The organism is Variovorax sp. OAS795, assembly GCF_040546685.1.
GTDB lineage: Bacteria > Pseudomonadota > Gammaproteobacteria > Burkholderiales > Burkholderiaceae_C > Variovorax.
In genome coordinates this window covers 103,280-120,623 of record NZ_JBEPOH010000002.1, presented here as the reverse complement: position 1 = coordinate 120,623, position 17,344 = coordinate 103,280, and the positions used below count along the sequence as shown (strand labels likewise).

Below are 17,344 nucleotides of genomic sequence, written 5' to 3'. Positions count from 1 at the left end.
TTGACGCTTGTTGCTTTGACGGAGCGAACTCTAGGCAGCAAGCTCGCGTCGGGCAATCGCATTTATTCGTTCAATTCCGAAGTTTTCCAGCACAATCTGGAAACGCCTTCCGCTATGCCCTGAAGAAAGACAACGATGCTGACGCCGAACACACAAGCCTCCATGAACGTCAACCTCAAGCTACTGCAGACCTTCATGCTGGTGGCGGAGGAGAGGAGTTTTCGGGCGGCGGCCGAGAAGTCGTTTCGGTCTGCATCCGCCGTCAGCGCGCAGATTCGCCTACTCGAGGAGCAGCTGCGCGTCCCGCTGTTCCACCGTACAACGCGCAACGTCTACCTCACGCCGGAGGGCGAGCAGTTGATGGAGTGCGCGCACCGGGCGTACCACGAGGTCGAGATCGGCCTGCGCAAGATCCGCGAGACCGCGGACATCCAGCACGGCAAGGTTGTCCTCGCATGCTCTCCGACTGTGGCGGAAACCCGCCTTGCCCGGGTGCTGGCCGCGTTCGAGCGCGAACACCCCGGCATTGATGTCGCCGTGCACGAAATGACATCGGGCGCCCAGTTTGAAAGCATCCGCAAGCGCGAGGTGGACTTCGGCATCGGTCCCTCCATCGAGTCGAGCGAGTTCCTGATGGAGCCTGTGATGGAAGACCCGTTCTACGCGCTCGTCCCCCGGCGATACCTCAAGACGGCAAAGCGGACCATCTCGCTTGCGACGCTGAGCAACGTGCCACTGCTCATGCTTAGCAAGGCGACGGCGCTGCGCGGCATGCTGGAAGATGCGATGAAAGAGCGCCACCTTCGGTTCACCACCCGATACGTGTTCTCCCAAGCTCAAACGCTCATCTCGATGGCGAATGCCGGCCTGGGGGCGGCCATCCTGCCGAAGGTGACCCTTCCCTCTCGCGGCGACCCCAACACCTACGTGCTGCGCATCACCAATCCCACCTTGTCGCGCACGGTGTGCATCAACACTCTGCGGGGCCACAAGCTGTCGCCCGCGTCATTGAAGCTCGTGCGCCTGCTAAAAGAACTCATCCCCGACGCTGACGAACGCCCTGGCACCGGGCGCGAACTTGTGGTGGCCGATGAGTGACGCAGCTCCGTTGACCTACTGTGCGTTTATTCTTCACAGTTATTCAGATAATTTCGATTGCGCTTGCAGTGACCGCCCGATAGATTCCTCCGCACCGCACAGCCTCGAAAGGGTTCGCCAAGGGCTGATGCACACGAAGGAGTCACATGAACTACAACCTGCTCGGCGGCATCCGCGTGGTCGAGAGTTCGGCATTCATTGCCGCGCCACTGGCCGGCATGGCCTTGGCGCAGTTCGGGGCCGATGTCATCCGCATCGACGTGCCAGGAGGCGGCATCGACTACCGCCGTCAACCCCTCTCGCCTGCCGGAAGGAGCCTGTATTGGACTGGGCTGAACAAGCACAAGCGCTCGGTCGCAATCGACGTGCGCAAGCCGCAGGGGCGTGAGCTCGTCCGCGCGCTCATCGCACAGGAGGGCAGCAACGGCGGTGTTCTGCTCACCAACCTGGGGGCACCCTGGTTGTCGCACGCATCCCTGGCCCAGGCGAGGCCCGACCTCATCAGTTGCACCATCGAAGGAAACTCCGACGGCTCGACGGCTGTCGACTACACGGTCAACTGCGCCGTGGGTTACCCCGCGTTGACAGGCAGTGGGGACCCCAGCGAACCCGTAAACAATGTACTTCCCGCATGGGATGTCGCTTGCGCGTACAACGCAGCCTTCGCGATTGCCACTGCGTTAGCCAATCGACGCGCCACCGGCCAAGGCGCAGAGATTCGCCTTGCGCTATCGGACCTCGCTTTCGCAACCATCGCCAACCTTGGCCTCACAGCCGAGGTTGAGCTTCTCGGCGCCGGCCGCAGGTCGACGGGCAACTACCTCTATGGCGCGTTCGGCAAGGACCTGACCACCCTCGATGGTGAGCGGTTCTACGTGGCTGCCATCTCCATGAACCAGTGGCGCAGCCTTGTCGCAGCCAGCGGCCAGGAATCGGCCATCCGGGCCCTCGAGGAAAAGCTGGATTTCGACTTCGGCAGGGAAGAAGACCGTTTCACTGCCAGGGAGCCGATCGCGGCCCTCCTCCAGGCCTGGAGCGCCGTTCGCACATTCGATGAAGTAGCCGCTCAGCTGCGCGCCCACAGCGTGTGCTGGGGCCCCTACCAGACGGTTGCACAAGCCGTGGCCGCGGATCCTCGGCTGAGCACCCAAAACGAAGTATTCAACCGTGTCACAACGCAGGGGGTCGGCGACCACCTTGCGGCCGGCGCCGCAACCCGCATCTTCGGAGCGACCCGCCATCCCGTTGTTCCTGCCCCCCTTTTGGGACAACACACCGATGAGGTCCTGCTCGACGTCCTGAAATTGAGCGCCGCCGAAGTGGGACGCCTCCATGATGAAGCCATCGTTGCGGGCGCCGATGCTTCTGGAAGCCAAGCGTGACCACGGCGCACGAGGCCGCGAGCCCCATTGACTACGACAGCTGGATTGGTCGCAGCGAGGAGAGCCTCGACGTCGCCACCCTGGCCCCGGTTCGGGCCATGGCCGCGACGCTCGACCACCCCACGCCGCTCGACGTCGGAGCCGCCATTCCTCCGCTCTGGCACTGGCTGTACTTCCTGCCGCGTGCGCCCACGTCGGAACTCTCGCAAGACGGCCATCCCCACAAAGGGGGCTTCCTACCGCCCATCCCCAAGCCGAGTCGCATGTGGGCCGGCAGCCAGGTGGCCTTCCACGCCCCCCTGCGCATCGGGGCCGCACTTCGCCGAACCTCAACGGTCGCTGACATCAAACCCAAGGAAGGCCGCAGCGGCTCCATGTTCTTTGTGAACGTCCGCCACGAGATCTTCTGCGACGGAATTCTTGCGGTCGTCGAAGATCAGGACATCGTGTATCGCGACGCGGCCCCTGTTGCGGTCAAGGCCGCACACCAGGCTGCGCCGCGGACAGCACCGGCATTGTGGTCTCGCGCGGTGCTACCAAGTGCGCCGCTCCTCTTCAGGTACTCGGCACTGACGTTCAACAGCCATCGCATCCACTACGACAGGCCGTACGCCACCGAGGTGGAGGGCTACGCCGGACTGGTTGTTCATGGCCCGCTGCTGGCGACCTTGATGCTCGACCTGGTCCGCCGCGAGTTGCCTGACGCGGGCATTCGCCAGTTCACGTTCAAAGCGCAGAAGCCCATCATGGATACGCATAGCTTTCAAGTCTGCGGACATCAGCGTGAACCAGGCAGCCTTGCGCTATGGGTTTCAGACCTCGACGGCGCCGAGGCGACCGTCGGCACCGCCTTGCTCGAGTAAACAACGAGGAGACTATGCAGAAAGATAGACGGGGCAACTACTTTGAGGACTTCCAGCTAGGCCAGGTCATCCAACACGGGACACCGCGCACGGTGACGGAGGGCGACGCCTCCGTCTACATCGCGTTGACCGGCGCACGCCAGCTGCTGCACTCGGCATCGACGGCCGCCAAGCTCATGGGCCTGGACCGGCGACCTCTCGACGACGTGCTTGTGTTCAACATCGCCTTCGGGAAGACGGTCCCGGACGTGTCGCTGAACGCAGTGGCCAACCTTGGCTATGCCGAGGTTCGGTTCACCGAATCCGTGTTCGCGGGTGACACATTGCGTTGCGAGAGCGTGGTCATTGGCCTGAAGGAGAACTCGAACAGGAAGACAGGCCTCGTGTACGTCCGGTCCACCTGTTGCAACCAGGCTGGACGCAACGTTCTCAGCTGGGTTCGTTGGGTGATGGTCAACAAGGCCGATCCCGCCGCCAAAGCGGGTGGTGCACACGTTCCAAGTCTTCAGGTATCCGTTCGGCTGGAAGACCTGACTTCCGCGTGCCGGCTGGAGTCCTCCGATGCGCTTGAAGAGTGGTGCGAGCTCTCCGGGGCAAATGACCTGTGGGACGATTACAGCCCAGGGGAGGTCATCGTCCATCCCTTGGGAATGACCATCGAGGACGCGGACCACATGTCCGCAACGCGGCTCTACCAGAACAACTCGAAGCCCCACTTCGATGCGTTGCACATGGCAAGCTCGCCCCTTGGTAAGCGACTGGTCTATGGTGGCCACGTCATCTCCATCTGCCGGGCGCTTTGCTACGACGGAATGGAGAACGCGACGAGCATCCTTGCCATCAACGGCGGCTCGCACGTCGCACCCACGGTCGCCGGCGACACCTTGTACGCGCGCACCCAGGTCTTGGAGAAGGTGAAGCTTCCTGGTCGAAGCGATGTCGGAGCACTCCGGCTCCGCACGCTCGGCCTGCGAAACCACGGTGCCGACAAGCCGCTCGACTTTCACGCGGCTGCACAGGCGAACACCCAACAGCGCACTCACGTCGTCCTTGACCTGGACTACGTTGTCGCCATCCCGCGAGCGTCGCTGGCGCGTTGAGTCCGAGCTCGCCGTGCTGCGCGTGCATGTGGACGAGCGCGGCGCAGTGCGCAAGACATTGCTGGTCAGCAGCAGCGGAAGCGCAGCGCTCGATGGAGCCGCCGCGCGAGCGCTTGTTGCTGCCAGGTTCGTCCCCTACCGCGAAGCGGGCGCGGCCATACCGGTCACCACGCTGATGCCGATGAATGTCAAGGCCTCTGCGCAATGCCGCGGCGTGAGTCCGTTGGACTGCTGAGAAGGCGACCCCCCCGTCCTTCCGCCGCAATGATGGTGCAGTGCGCAGACGCATCGGGGCCGGCTCGGATTGCCGCCGGCACGACGGTGCGGTAGCCTCTCGGCTCCAATACTGCCAGGAGACTCCCGATGCCTCGTCGCTTCATTCTTTCCGCTGGCGCCGCCCTCGCAGCCACCGCACTGATCGTCGGTTGCGGAGCCATGCGTGCATCAGGCGGCAACCCCATGAGCTTCTTCATCACCAGCGTGAACCCCGGCAAGGGCGGCGACCTCGGAGGCCTGGCTGGAGCCGACCGCTTCTGCCAGTCGCTGGCCACGAGTGCGGGGGCGGGCAACAAGACGTGGCGTGCCTATCTGAGCGCCGCACCCGCGGACGGCCAGCCGGCCGTCAATGCGCGCGATCGAATCGGCGCGGGTCCCTGGACCAATGTCAAGGGAGTGGTCGTCGCCACCAGCGTGGCCGACCTGCACAGCGCCAACGCCAAGGTCGGCAAGGACACGTCGCTGACCGAGAAGGGCGAGGTGGTCTCGGGCTTCGGCGATCCGGTCAACCGCCATGACATCCTCACCGGCTCGCGCCCTGACGGCACCCTGGCCGTGCCCGATCCCGGCAAGGACACCACATGCGGCAACTGGACCAAGAGCGACGGCGGCTCCGCCATCGTGGGTCACCACGACCGCAAGGGCACCAACCCCGATCCGGTCGCCAATGCTTCGTGGAACGCTTCGCACGGCACGCGCGGCTGCAGCGTCGACCAACTCAAGACGAGCGGCAGCGCCGGGCTGATGTACTGCTTCGCGGCGAACTGACCTTGGCGGTCGGACGGGGCCTGGAGCAGCCGCTCGCTCAGGGCCCCGTGGGCGTCTTGCGGGCGCGCCTGCTGCGCTTGGGCAGCAGCATCCCGACCTGGTCGCGGTAGACGAGATGGCGCCGGCCGAACTGGGCGACCAGGTCACGCTCCTCGCCCCACCCCAGCGCAAGGTCAGCGAGGCGGCGCAGACCTTCCAGAGAGTACGTTTCTCTTCTCCCCGTTCACCGCTCCTCGCACGAGTTTTGCCACATCCAGCAGGGTGCCGTCCGCTCCTTGCTGCGATGGGCCTTGCCGGTCACATGCTGCCTTCGTCTGCTCAAGAAGAAACTGACGGCTGCGCAGGAGCACCGGCAGTTCGATGGCACCTCCGACCGAAGAATCCAGATGATTCACCGCGGATACATAGCCTTCAAGCCACGAGAGCGCCGAATCGACTTCTGCCTGCCGTTTCGGATCGTCCAGCATCGCGAGGAAATCGCGGCACTTCAGGTGCCCGCTGCCAACCATGGTCTTGTCCGGGAAATCTTGTGCGTTGGTCACAGTCGGCAAGAAGCGAATCTCTTGAGCGGCTGCCGTGCTCGAAAGAACAAGCGCCGCGAAAAGAATGAACAAATGCCCGAAGGCAGCAGACCCGCATCGTTTCGATGCTCGGGGTCCGGTCATCGACCCATGAGACTTGCCGCGCTGTGCGTGGATCATCCGGTTTACTCCAGGTTGGTCTTGCCAATCGGGCCCTGCTTGCACCACACTTGCCCAGAGGACGATCACGGCGGCTCGGCCGGGGGCACTTTGACAGCAAACGCGATATCTCGAGTATCGCAGCGCCCCTCAATACCCCAGCACCGCGTCCCAGACCTTCAGCTGGTCCAGCTTTGGCACCGCACCCAGCACGGTGTCGCCCGTCGCGCCTTCGCCCCAGCGCACGGAAGTCGCGGTTCCGGGCCGGTACAGCGGCCAGGCTTCGCCGGTGCCGAGCCTGGGCTGGGCCTCGCTGGCGAACGACACCATGGCCGCCATGAACTGGTTGGACAACTGGGCCTCCTGCGGCGTGGCACCGAGCTTGTCGCGGTAGTAGTTCAGTCCGTAGGTGCCGAACAGCATGGGCACATCGGCGCAGTGCGGCACGCCGCGCCCCGGCGCCTTGACCGCATGCATGTAGGTGCCAAGACGGACCGGCACGCCGGCCGCGGAAAGCCGGGCTGCATAGCGGGTTCCGAAATTGCGCAGCAACTGGTCGCCGAAGATGTCCGTCCACAGCAGCGACGGCGTCGTCGGCCGCCCTTCCGCAAGCGCGGCTTGAACATACACGTCGATGACCGTGTTCGCAGCGTCGGTTCGGCCGCCGAGCTGGGCGACCAGCGCGGCGCCAACGGCGGGCAGCGTGCCGGGAGGCGTCGGCGTGAGCATGCTGTTGCTCGCCGGGTCGTACAGGTCCCACCAGAACGCGCCTTCGTCGAGCGTGTAGTCGATCACCACGGGCAGGTCCGCGGGCCAGTCGCGCCGGGTCCAGTCGCCCAGGTAGGTCTTGCCGTCGATAAGCGGCGCGAGCTTGTAGGGCGATGCCCCCGAGGCGAATCCCGCCGGCAGCGGCGCCGCATTCTGGGCCAGCTCCGCATCGTGCAGCGCCTTTGCGGGCACGTCCCGCAGCCCGCGTGGCGTGGTGCCGAGTTTTGTTGCGAGCAGCTCGGTGTAGGCCGCCGCGTCCGTCACGGTCAATGAGGCGGGCGGTGCCACGTTCGGCGGGCTCAGCAGCACGGCCTTCTGGAAGGTGCCGCGGTACGCAGGGTTCTGCGCCAGCATCGCCGTGTGCATGGCGCCGCCCGATTGGCCCACGACACACACTCTTGCCGGATCGCCGCCGAATGCGCCGATGTTGTCGCGCACCCAACGCAGCGCCGCGTCCATGTCCTGCAACTGCCAGTTGGCCGTGGCGCCATTGCCCGCATCGGCGAAGTCCGGATGGGACAGCAGGCCGAGCGCGCCCAGGCGATAGTTGGCCGTGACCACGACGACGCCGCGCTGCGCCAGCAACTTGCCGTTCATGAGCGGCATGCCGGTGGCGCCGGTGCGAAAGCCGCCTCCATGGAACCAGACGATCACCGGCAGCCGCTGGGCGCCCGATGGGCTCCACACGTTGAGCGTCAGGCAGTCTTCGCTTTGAAGCTCCGGCGTTGGATAGATCCAGGACACCATGCCCCCGACGGTCTGCAGGCTGGCTGCCCCGAAGGCAGCGGCGTCGACGATGCCGGTGACAGGCTGGACGGGCCGCGGCGCCTGGAAGCGCAGGGGCCCCACCGGCGGCTGCGCGTAGGGAATGCCCAGCCACGAAGCGACGCCGTCCTGCTGCCGGCCGCGATAACGGCCGGACGCGGTGGATGCGACGAGACTGTCATCGCCGCCAGCACCGGTGCCGACGGTGCCACCCGCGCCGCCGACGATTCCGATGCCGCTGGCGCCGCTGCCGCCGCCACCACCGCAGCCCACCAGGGAGGCGCTCGCCAGAGCGGCACCTGAAAGCAGGAAGCGCCGGCGTGTGGCCGCGGCGCGAAGAGCGTCTTCTTGCATATGTCTCCTGTCGATCTACCGCCCGGGGCGAACGGCCAGGAAGAATGCTAGGGATCGCGCGAGCTTTGCATAAGGCCGCCCGCGCAATGCAACGTTCCAGCAGTGCAACGATGCCGGGTGGTCAGCGCGGCTCGCGTTCGAGCGAGGCCATGCCCTCTTCCAGCGCATCGATGAACCGGCGCCCCGCCAGCGTGAGCCCACGGCGCGAGGGATACAGCACGTAGATGCCGACCTCGGGCGCAGCCCACTCGGGCGCAATCACGCGCAGTCGGCCTTCTTCGATGTCCCGGCGGCACAGTGCGTGCGGCAGTTGTGCGACGCCCAACCCGGCCAGTGCCGCTTCGCGAATGAGCAGCAGGTTGTCGGTGCTGAAGCGCACGTCCACGGTGATCTCGTGCGAACCATGGCGCGGATGCTGCAGGGACCAGTGCGCAGGATCGGGAAGGAAGGTCCATCCCACGGCCGGAAAGCAGGGAAAGTCCGACGGTCCGGGATCCGACGGGATGCCGTGTGAGAGACCGGGTGCGCTCACGACCACGTAGTGCGCATTGGCGAGGCGACGCGCGACCAGGCTCGAATCGCGAAGTGGCTGCAGGCTCGGCTGTATGGCCAGGTCGGCCGGCGCCATGAAAGGACGGCTGCGGCCATCGGTCGACTCGACGACGATCTTCACACGCGGATGCCGCGCCATGAACTCGATGGCGATGCGGCCGACCAGGGCCGAGGCCAGCGCCATGGGACACGAGACCCGCAGCAAGCCCGCCGGTTCACCGCGCGAATCGCTGGCCGCGGCCACGGCGCCTTGCAGCTGCGCGCGAACACTCAATGCATCGTCGTAGGTGCGTTGGCCGATATCGGTCACCGTGAAGCGGCGCGAGGTGCGCACGAGCAGATGCACGCCCAGGCTCTTTTCGAGCGCCGCGACCGAGCGGCTCAGCCGCGAGGGAGGAACCCCGAACCTGGCGCCCGCGGCATTGAACCCGCCGGCGTCCACGACGGCAGCGAAGGCCATCAGGTCCTGGAACAGCTTGGGCAGTTCATCCATGGGGAGCCATCTTAGGTGCTCACGGCCGTCGCTCTGTGACCGGCGGCCTCCCCGCCAGGGCCCCGCTCAGCGCGGGTGCGGAAACAGCCGCTCGATCGGACAATGCGTCTTGATGAACGGCGACTTGATGACGATGTAGCTGAAGTACTTCGAGATGCCGATGTTGCGTTCGAGCAGCTCCTCGATCACTTCCTGGTAGTGATTCACGCCGCGCGTCAGGAAGCGCAGCAGGTAGTCGTAGCCGCCGCTCACGAGGTGGCATTCGAGCACCTCGTCCACCTCGCGGATGGCGGTCTCGAAGCGCACGAAGTCTTCGCGGTGGTGGTCCTGCAGCGTGACCTCGGTGAACACGGTGAGCGTGTCGCCGAGCTTCTCGAGCCGCAGGTGCGCGCCATAGCCCGCGATGTAGCCGGCCTGCTCGAGCCGCTTGACGCGGATCAGGCAGGGGCTGGGCGAGAGCCCGACCGCATCGGCGAGGTCGACGTTGGTCATGCGCCCGTTCTGCTGCAGCTGGGCAAGGATGCGCAGGTCGAGTCGGTCGATCTTGAAGGCTTCAGACATGGCGGTCCTGAAAAAAGCGGAGATGGTCCGATTCTGCTTTGCCGGCAGGCGCCCCGGGCAGTGCTTTCCCGCTCAGGCCGCCAGCGCCGCGCGCACGTCGGCGGCGTCCAGCACGTCGTCCAGGGTTTTCTTCAGGCGCACGAACATCTGGGCGAACTCGTCTTCGGTGAAGGTGAGCGCCGGCGCAAAGCCCAGGATGTTGTCGCCGAAGGCGCGGAACACGAGCCCGTTGCGGTAGCCGGCGGAAAAGATGCGCTCCGACAAACCCAGCGCCGCATCGAAGCCGCGCTTGCTCTGCTTGTCGCTCACGAGCTCCAGCGCGCCCAGCAGGCCGCGGTGGCGCGAATCCCCCACCAGCGGATGCGCGCTCAGGGCGTCGAGCCCGGCTGCAAAGTGGGCCGCAACGCGCTGTCCGTTGGCGAGCACCCCGCCCTCTTCGTACAGGCGCAGCACCTCGAGCGCGACCGCGGCGCTCACCGGGTGGGCCGAGTAGGTGGCGCCATGGCCCACCGGCACGCCCGCGGGCGTGCCGTCGGCGATGCCGGCATAGACCTTCTCCGACATCATGGTCGCGCCCATCGGCACGTAGCCCGAGGTCAGGCCCTTGGCCATGGTCATCAGGTCGGGCTCCACGCCCTCGGCCTCGCAGGCGAACATCGGGCCGGTGCGGCCGAAGCCGGTGATGACCTCGTCCACCACGAAGAGGATGTCGAGCTCGCGCGCGGCATCGCGCATGGCCTTGAGCCAGCCCTTGGGCGGCACGATGACGCCGCCCGAGCCCTGGATCGGCTCGCAGAAGAAGGCGGCCACGTTGTCGGCGCCGAGCTCGGCCACCTTGGCGCGCAGCGAAGCCACCGAGGCGGCGATCAGCGCCTGGGGATCGGCACCTTGTGCGTGGCGGTACGGGTTGGGCGAAGGAATGTAGTGCTGCGTGGGCAGCGGCAGGTCGAAGCCGCGATGGAAGGCGGGCAGCGCCGTGAGGCCGGCGCCCGTCGACGACGAGCCGTGATAGCCGCGCTCCAGCGCAATGAACTGCTTCTTCGATGGCTTGCCGATCGCGTTGTAGTACTGCACGATGAAGCGCACGGCGGCGTCGATGGCCTCGGAGCCGCCGAGCGTCATGTACACGCGGGTCAGCGAGGCGGGCGTGACCTGCACCAGCTTTTCCGCGAGGCGGATGGCCGGCGCGCTGCTGAAGTGGAAGTAGCCCGTGGCATAGGGCAGCTGCCGCATCTGCTCGGCCGCGGCCTGCACCACGCTCTCCTGGCCGTAGCCCACGTTCACGCACCACAGGCCCGCGAAGGCGTCGAGCAGCTCGTGGCCATTGGCATCGGTCAGCCAGGAACCGCGCGCCGAGGCCAGCACGGTGGGGCCGCGCTGCTCGTGCGTGCGCCAGGGCGAGACGGGATGGATCAGGTGGGCACGGTCGATGGCGTCGAGCGTGGCATGGTGCGGCAATGCGGTGGGATGCGTCATGGCGGTGTGGGGTTTGAAGCGAGAGCGGAGGAAGCTTTCGATGCCCTCAGCTTAGGCGCCGCGCCGTGCGGCGTGGTGCTGCTTTGGGGGTGCTGCACAAAGCACGCTGCGGTAATGCGCCTTGCCACAGCACATCATGCGGCGCGCCTTTTCAGTAGCCCTTGGCGCGGTCCACCAGACCGATCATCGGCTCGCCGGCTTCGCAGCGGCGCAGGTTGTCGAGCACGGCCTCGGCTGCGCTCAGCGGCTGCGTCATGCTCGCGATGTGCGGCGTGATCTCGATGCGCGGATGGCGCCAGAACGCATGCGTGGGCGGCAGTGGCTCGGGGTCGGTCACGTCGAGCACCGCGTCGCCGATCCGGCCGCTGGCCAGCGCATCGAGGAGGTCGCGCTCGACCAGGTGCGGGCCGCGGCCCACGTGCACCAGGCCCGCGCCCTGCGGCAGCATCGCGAACAGCTTCGCATCGAGAAAGCCGCGCGTCGAATCGGTGAGCGGCAGCAGGCACACGAGGATGTCGGTGCGCGCAAGAAAAGCCGGCAACTCGTCGGCGCCCGCATGGCATTGCACCCCTTCGGCCTCGTGGCGCGAGCGGCTCCAGCCCGCGCAGTCGAAGCCGAGCGACACCAGCTGCGCCAGCACGGCCTGGCCGAGCGAGCCGAGCCCCAGCACGCCCACGCGCCGTTGGCCGGCCGGGCGCACCGGGAGCGCCTTCCACAACCCTTCCTGCTGCTGGCGACGGTACTGCGGCATGTCGCGGTGCAGGCCGAGCACCGCATGCGTCACGTACTCGACCATGCCGCGCACGATGCCGGGCTCGATCATGCGCACCACGGGCAATGCCTCGGGCAGCGCCGAAAAATCGAACTGGTCGACGCCCGCACCCGAGGAGAACAGCACCTCGAGATTCGGAAAGCGCCCGGCCAGGTCCGGCGGCGGCTCCCAGGCCGCGAGAAAGCGCACCTGCGCCGCATCGCCGATGTCGGGCCAGATGCGAAAGTCGATGTCGGGCCGGTCGCGCCCGAACACCTCGGCCCATTGGCGGCCGCGCACGGGATCGGACTTGTAGAGAAAGGTGGTGGTCTTCGTCATGGCGCCGCCTTCAGCCCACGGCCTGCGTCACGATGGCGAACAGCGACGGCCCTTCCGGCGCCGCAGCGAGCGGCTCGCCGCGCACCATCGTCGTCGGCGCATCCACGCGCAGGAGGCCGATGCTCTCGAGCCATTCGGCCAAGCCGCTTTCGAAGTCGATGTCGATGCGCGTGAAGGCACCGGCGTTCATGCCCGCCAGATGCGCGATCAATGCCTTCGCGCCCTCCGTGTCGGGCGCGACCACCGGGCCGATCGCATGGCCGCGGCCGAAGCGCCGCAGCATCGCGAAGCCCTTGGGCTGGTTGTCGTGGTCGAGCACCACGCAGGCATCGGCGCCCTGCAGCAGGTCGGCGATCAGCGCGTCGCGCGGCATGCCCCGCGCCGCGGCATCGAGCGCCTGCAGCGCGGGCAGTTCATTGAGCCCGGCGGGCCGCAGCCGCCAGCCCGGCTGCAGCGCGACCAGCGGGGCCGGCAGCGCGATGCCCTGGTGCTGGCGCATCTCGCCCGTGCGCACGAAGCCGAGCCGTTCGTAGAGCCCACGGCCTTCGGGGGTGGCATGCAGCAGCACCGTGCGCCCGTCCAGCCCGTCGAGCAAGGCGCTCATGAGCCGGTGCCCGATGCGGCGGCCCTGGCAGGCGGGCGAGACGATCACCAGGCCGATGGTGGCGTGGGTCTTGCCCCAGAGCCAGCGCAGGCCGGTCGCGACGAGCTCGCCGTCGCGCTCGACCGCGATGCCCTCGGCATGCGAGAACGCCTGTTCCCAGTCCGCGGGGCGGTGCGGCCAGCGAAGCTCGGCGGACAGCGCATGCGCATGCGGAAGGTCGGCGGCCGTCATCGGCCTGAGCACCACGCCGTCCGCGGCGGGTGCGTTCGAAATAGGTTCGGGCATGGGAAAAAACTCTCTGTGTCGAAGGAAGGGCGGGCCCATCTTGGACGACATTGCGGCGCCGCACCATAGCCAATCTGCGCTCTTTCGCAACTTGCAAGCTTCGGCTGCCACGCACCCCGGTTTCGCAATTCGATGCGGCGGCGCGGCCGGATACGCACACAAATGCCGAGCCATCCTGCCTAGGATCGACGACCCCTTGCCAACCTGCCCCGGAGACCTCCGCCATGCACGCCTTCGATCCGCGAAACATCCATCGGCAACAGCCCGGCGCGCCGGTTTGCCGGGGCCGCAGCGCGCTTCAAAAGCGTGCCTGCGGCCTCGGCGGCGACGCACCGAGGTGCATGGCCGCACGCCCGCAGGGCACACCGCACGGCATGCCGTCGCCGGCCCTGCAAACCGCAGCTTCGCTTCGCAACGCACCGCTTTTCCCTACATACCTCGAGCGGGGGCGTGCTGCAATCGCTTCGTGATGAGTTTGTCGCATTTGCCACCCTTTAAACAGGAACCGAGACCATGACCTTCCGTCCCAAATACGTGACCTTCGACTGCTACGGCACCCTCACCCGGTTCCGCATGAAGGAGATGGCCGCCGACCTTTTCGCCGACCGCGTTCCAGCCGAGCGCATGGCCGAGTTTCATGCCGACTTCACCGCCTATCGTTTCGACGAGGTTCTGGGCGACTGGAAGCCCTACGAGGTGGTGCTGAAGAACGCAGTGCGGCGCCTCTGCAAAAAATGGAAGATCCAGTACTTCGACCTGGACGCGCAGAAGATCTACGACGCAGTGCCCACCTGGAGCCCGCACGACGACGTCGCCGCAGGCCTCGCCAAGGTGGCCAAGGAAATCCCGCTGGTCATCCTGTCCAACGCCTCGGACGACCAGATCCAGAAGAACGTCGCCATGCTCGGCGCACCGTTCCACCGCGTCTACACCGCGCAGCAGGCCCAGGCCTACAAGCCGCGCCTGCAGGCCTTCGAATACATGCTCGACTCGCTGGGCTGCAACCCCGAAGACGTGCTGCATGTGTCGTCGAGCCTGCGCTACGACCTGATGTCGGCCGACGACATCGGCATCGTCAACAAGGTGTTCGTCAATCGCGGCCACGGCCCGGGCAATCCGGCCTACCGCTACACCGAGATCAAGGACATCGGCGGCCTGCCCGGCGTCGTCGGCCTCTGATCTTTTCCTTTCCACGCGTTCAACCGCCCTCGCCATGAAGCTCGACTCCTACTGGACCGATTCCGCCCCGGCCTTCTCGCCCGCAGTGCACGCGCTGCCCGCGCAGGTGGACGTGGCGATCGTCGGCGGCGGCTTCACCGGCCTGTCGGCGGCACTGGCCCTCGCCCGGCGCGGCGCCAACGTCGCGGTGCTGGAGGCCGGCACGCGCGTGGCGGCCGAGGCGTCGGGCCGCAATGGCGGCCACGTCAACAACGGGCTGGCAGTGGACTACGCCGAGGTGGCGGCCAAGGTCGGCATCGACAAGGCGCGCGCCTGGTACCACGCCTACGACGACGCGGTGGACACCGTGGCGCGGCTGGTGCGCGACGAGGCGATCGACTGCGACTTCATGCGGCACGGCAAGCTCAAGCTCGCCACGCGCGCCCACCAGATGGCCGCGCTCGAACGCAGCGCGCAGCGCCTGGTCGCCGATGGCGTGGACACCGACGTCGAGATCCTCGATGCGTCGCAGGTGCGCAGCGAGGTGCAGAGCGAGCGCTTCCACGGCGGCCTGCTCTACAAGCGCAGCGGCCAGATGCACATGGGCCGCTTCGCCCGCGGCCTGGCCGAGGCCGCGCAGCGCCACGGCGCGCAGATCCACACCGGCACCCAGGTGAACCGCATCGAGCGGCTGGGCCAAGGCCATGCGCACAGGCTGCACACCGCGGGCGGTACCGTCACGGCGCAGCAGGTGCTGCTGGCCACGGGTGCCACGCGCCACGGCGGCTACGGCAGCTTCGGCTGGCTGCGCCGGCGCATCGTGCCGATCGGCAGCTTCATCGTCGTGACCGAGCCGCTTGGCGCGGAGCGTGCGCAGGCGCTGCTCGCGGCGCGGCGCACCTACACCACGGTCGCGAACATCCATCACTACTTCAGGCTCACGGCCGACCACCGGCTGGTGTTCGGCGGACGCGCGCGCTTCTCGGTGTCCAGCCCGCAGGCCGATGCCGCGAGCGGCGAGATCCTGCGCGCCGGACTGGCCGAAACCTTCCCGCAGCTCGGCAGCGTGCGGCTGGACTACTGCTGGGGCGGACTGGTCGACATGACGCAGGACCGCCTGCCCCATGCCGGCGAGCGCGACGGCCTCTACTACGCCATGGGCTACAGCGGCCACGGCACGCAGATGTCGGTCCACATGGGCGAGCGCATGGCCGCCGTCATGAACGGCGACGCCGGCGCCAACCCCTGGCAGGACCGCGACTGGCCCGCCATCCCCGGCCATGTCGGCCCGCCCTGGTTCCTGCCGGCGGTCGGGCTCTACTACTCGCTCAAGGACAAGCTGGCCTGAGCGCCGCGCGTCCACCGATTTCGTTCCGTGTTTGTTTGTTCTTCAACCCTCAGTCACCGGCTTCACAGGAGTACCCCACCATGAGCGACAGCAGCAACAAGAGGTTCCAAAACCTCGTCGGTCCCAGCGAAAGCCTTCGCGTGATGGAATCGCTGAAACGCGGCGCATCGCGGCGCGACATCCTCGCGATGCTGATGGCCGGTGGCATGCAGGCCACGCTGGCCGGCGGCCTCGCCGGCATGGCGATGACCGCCCATGCGCAAACGCCCAGGAAGGGCGGCCGCATCCGCGTGGCGGGCGCCACCGCCGCCGCCACCGACACGCTCGATCCGGCCAAGCAGTCGAACCAGACCGACTACTCGCGCTGCAACATGGTCTACAACAGCCTCACCTCGCTGGACGCCAGCCTGACGCCGCAGCCTGCGCTGGCCGAGTCGTTCACCACCAAGGACGCCAAGACCTGGGTCTTCACGCTGCGCAAGGGCGTGACCTTCCACGACGGCAAGGCGCTGACGCCGGCCGACGTGGTGTTCTCGGTCATGCGCCACAAGGACCCCGCGGTCGCGTCCAAGGCCAAGGTGCTCGCCGAACAGATCGAGAGCGCCAAGGCCACGGGCGCCAATGAAGTGACCTTCGTGCTCACCTCGCCGAACGCCGACCTGCCGGTGATCCTGGGCACCTTCCACTTCCACATCGTCAAGGAAGGCACCACCGACTTCAACGCCGGAATCGGCACCGGCCCCTACAAGCTCAAGGAGTTCAAGCCCGGCGTGCGCTCGCTCATGGTGCGCAACGACGCCTACTGGAAGCCCGGCAAGCCCTACCTGGACGAGATCGAGTTCGTGGGCATCGGCGACGAGAGCGCGCGCGTCAATGCGCTGCTGTCGGGCGGCATGGACCTGGTCGGCTCGGTCAATCCACGCTCGGTGGAGCGCGTGAAGGGCACGCCCGGCTTCGGCATCCTGGTCACGCAGTCGGGCCAGTACTCCGACCTCATCATGCGCAAGGACGTGGGCCCCGGCGCCAACCCCGACTTCGTGCTGGGCATGAAGCACCTGTTCGACCGCGAGCAGATGAAGAAGACCATTGCGCTGGACTACGCGGTGGTCGGCAACGACCAGCCGATTGACCCGACCAACCGCTTCTACTTCTCGGGCCTGCCGCAGCGCCCCTTCGACCTGGACAAGGCGAAGTTCCACCTGCAGAAGTCCGGCATCACCGGCAAGGTGCCGATGGTGGCCTCGCCCGCGGCGCTGTACTCGGTCGAGATGGCCCTGTTGCTGCAGCAGACCGCGCAGCGCGCCGGGCTGGAGATCGACATCAAGCGCATGCCGGCCGACGGCTACTGGTCGAACCACTGGCTCAACAGCCACGTGGGCTTCGGCAACGTGAACCCGCGCCCGAGCGCCGACGTGCTGCTGACGCAGTTCTTCCAGTCGGGCGCTGCCTGGAACGAGTCGCGCTGGAAGAGCGACAAGTTCGACCAGCTGCTGCTGGCCTCGCGCGCCGAGACCGACCTGGCCAAGCGCAAGCAGATGTATGCCGACATGCAGACCATGATCCACCAGGACGCCGGCATCGGCATCCCGCTGTTCCTCTCGAGCCTGGACGGCCACTCCTCCAAGCTCAAGGGCCTGTCGCCGATCCCGCTGGGCGGCCTCATGGGCTACAACTTCGCCGAGAACGTATGGCTGGAGGCGTGAGGCGCCAGCCGCCGCGCGTC

General features: G+C 67.0%; 16 protein-coding genes. 9 read left to right on the top strand and 7 right to left on the bottom strand.

All coding sequences use genetic code 11. The features are described from left to right. The first annotated feature begins 135 nt into the window (after positions 1–135). The 6 genes from ABID97_RS25980 to ABID97_RS25955 all read left to right on the top strand — a co-directional run bounded on the left by ABID97_RS25980 (position 136) and on the right by ABID97_RS25955 (position 5,487). Positions 136–1,098 (top strand): LysR family transcriptional regulator, encoded by a 963-nt coding sequence (locus ABID97_RS25980; protein WP_354402025.1) that lies wholly within the window; start codon positions 136–138, stop codon positions 1,096–1,098. Between the two features lie 146 nt (positions 1,099–1,244). Beyond that, positions 1,245–2,480 carry a CoA transferase gene (locus ABID97_RS25975; RefSeq protein WP_354402023.1) on the top strand — a complete coding sequence of 412 codons (1,236 nt, stop codon included), beginning with the start codon at positions 1,245–1,247 and terminating at the stop codon, positions 2,478–2,480. Further along, positions 2,477–3,343 (top strand): HTD2 family dehydratase, encoded by an 867-nt coding sequence (locus tag ABID97_RS25970; protein WP_354402022.1) that lies wholly within the window; start codon positions 2,477–2,479, stop codon positions 3,341–3,343. Before ABID97_RS25975 ends, ABID97_RS25970 begins: the two co-directional genes overlap by 4 nt. A gap of 14 nt (positions 3,344–3,357) precedes the next feature. Next, positions 3,358–4,443: a MaoC family dehydratase gene (locus ABID97_RS25965; RefSeq protein ID WP_354402020.1), complete on the top strand. Its 1,086-nt coding sequence runs from the start codon at positions 3,358–3,360 to the stop codon at positions 4,441–4,443. Positions 4,444–4,456: 13 nt separating this feature from the next. Further along, the gene (locus tag ABID97_RS25960; RefSeq protein WP_354402019.1) at positions 4,457–4,678 is read left to right on the top strand and encodes a TonB family protein; all 222 of its coding nucleotides are present in this window, start codon (positions 4,457–4,459) and stop codon (positions 4,676–4,678) included. A 128-nt stretch (positions 4,679–4,806) separates the two neighbouring features. Next, positions 4,807–5,487 carry a hypothetical protein gene (locus tag ABID97_RS25955; protein ID WP_354402018.1) on the top strand — a complete coding sequence of 227 codons (681 nt, stop codon included), beginning with the start codon at positions 4,807–4,809 and terminating at the stop codon, positions 5,485–5,487. 173 nt (positions 5,488–5,660) lie between these two features. On the opposite strand, the gene ABID97_RS25950 is transcribed toward ABID97_RS25955, so the two are convergent. From ABID97_RS25950 to ABID97_RS25920, 7 genes are all read right to left on the bottom strand, one after another. Then, positions 5,661–6,188, bottom strand: coding sequence for a hypothetical protein (locus tag ABID97_RS25950; RefSeq protein WP_354402016.1), 528 nt, complete (start codon positions 6,186–6,188; stop codon positions 5,661–5,663). 129 nt (positions 6,189–6,317) lie between these two features. Beyond that, positions 6,318–8,054 carry a carboxylesterase/lipase family protein gene (locus tag ABID97_RS25945; RefSeq protein WP_354402014.1) on the bottom strand — a complete coding sequence of 579 codons (1,737 nt, stop codon included), beginning with the start codon at positions 8,052–8,054 and terminating at the stop codon, positions 6,318–6,320. Between the two features lie 121 nt (positions 8,055–8,175). Next, complete coding sequence (locus ABID97_RS25940; protein WP_354402013.1) at positions 8,176–9,099, bottom strand: LysR substrate-binding domain-containing protein; 924 nt, start codon at positions 9,097–9,099, stop codon at positions 8,176–8,178. A 66-nt stretch (positions 9,100–9,165) separates the two neighbouring features. After that, positions 9,166–9,660 (bottom strand): Lrp/AsnC family transcriptional regulator, encoded by a 495-nt coding sequence (locus tag ABID97_RS25935; protein WP_354402012.1) that lies wholly within the window; start codon positions 9,658–9,660, stop codon positions 9,166–9,168. A gap of 72 nt (positions 9,661–9,732) precedes the next feature. Beyond that, the gene (locus ABID97_RS25930) at positions 9,733–11,136 is read right to left on the bottom strand and encodes an aspartate aminotransferase family protein (RefSeq protein WP_354402011.1); all 1,404 of its coding nucleotides are present in this window, start codon (positions 11,134–11,136) and stop codon (positions 9,733–9,735) included. A 151-nt stretch (positions 11,137–11,287) separates the two neighbouring features. After that, the gene (locus ABID97_RS25925; protein ID WP_354402009.1) at positions 11,288–12,226 is read right to left on the bottom strand and encodes a 2-hydroxyacid dehydrogenase; all 939 of its coding nucleotides are present in this window, start codon (positions 12,224–12,226) and stop codon (positions 11,288–11,290) included. Between the two features lie 10 nt (positions 12,227–12,236). Beyond that, entirely contained in the window at positions 12,237–13,115 is an 879-nt protein-coding gene (locus tag ABID97_RS25920; protein WP_354402008.1) for a GNAT family N-acetyltransferase, read from the bottom strand. 513 nt (positions 13,116–13,628) lie between these two features. Here ABID97_RS25920 and ABID97_RS25915 point away from each other — a divergent pair. The 3 genes from ABID97_RS25915 to ABID97_RS25905 all read left to right on the top strand — a co-directional run bounded on the left by ABID97_RS25915 (position 13,629) and on the right by ABID97_RS25905 (position 17,324). Beyond that, positions 13,629–14,294: a haloacid dehalogenase type II gene (locus ABID97_RS25915; RefSeq protein ID WP_055795106.1), complete on the top strand. Its 666-nt coding sequence runs from the start codon at positions 13,629–13,631 to the stop codon at positions 14,292–14,294. Positions 14,295–14,328: 34 nt separating this feature from the next. Further along, on the top strand, positions 14,329–15,621 hold the full coding sequence (locus ABID97_RS25910; protein ID WP_354402006.1) for an NAD(P)/FAD-dependent oxidoreductase: 1,293 nt from the start codon (positions 14,329–14,331) through the stop codon (positions 15,619–15,621). A gap of 80 nt (positions 15,622–15,701) precedes the next feature. Further along, positions 15,702–17,324, top strand: a complete 1,623-nt coding sequence (locus ABID97_RS25905; RefSeq protein ID WP_354402005.1) for an ABC transporter substrate-binding protein — start codon at positions 15,702–15,704, stop codon at positions 17,322–17,324. The last annotated feature ends 20 nt before the right edge of the window (positions 17,325–17,344 follow it).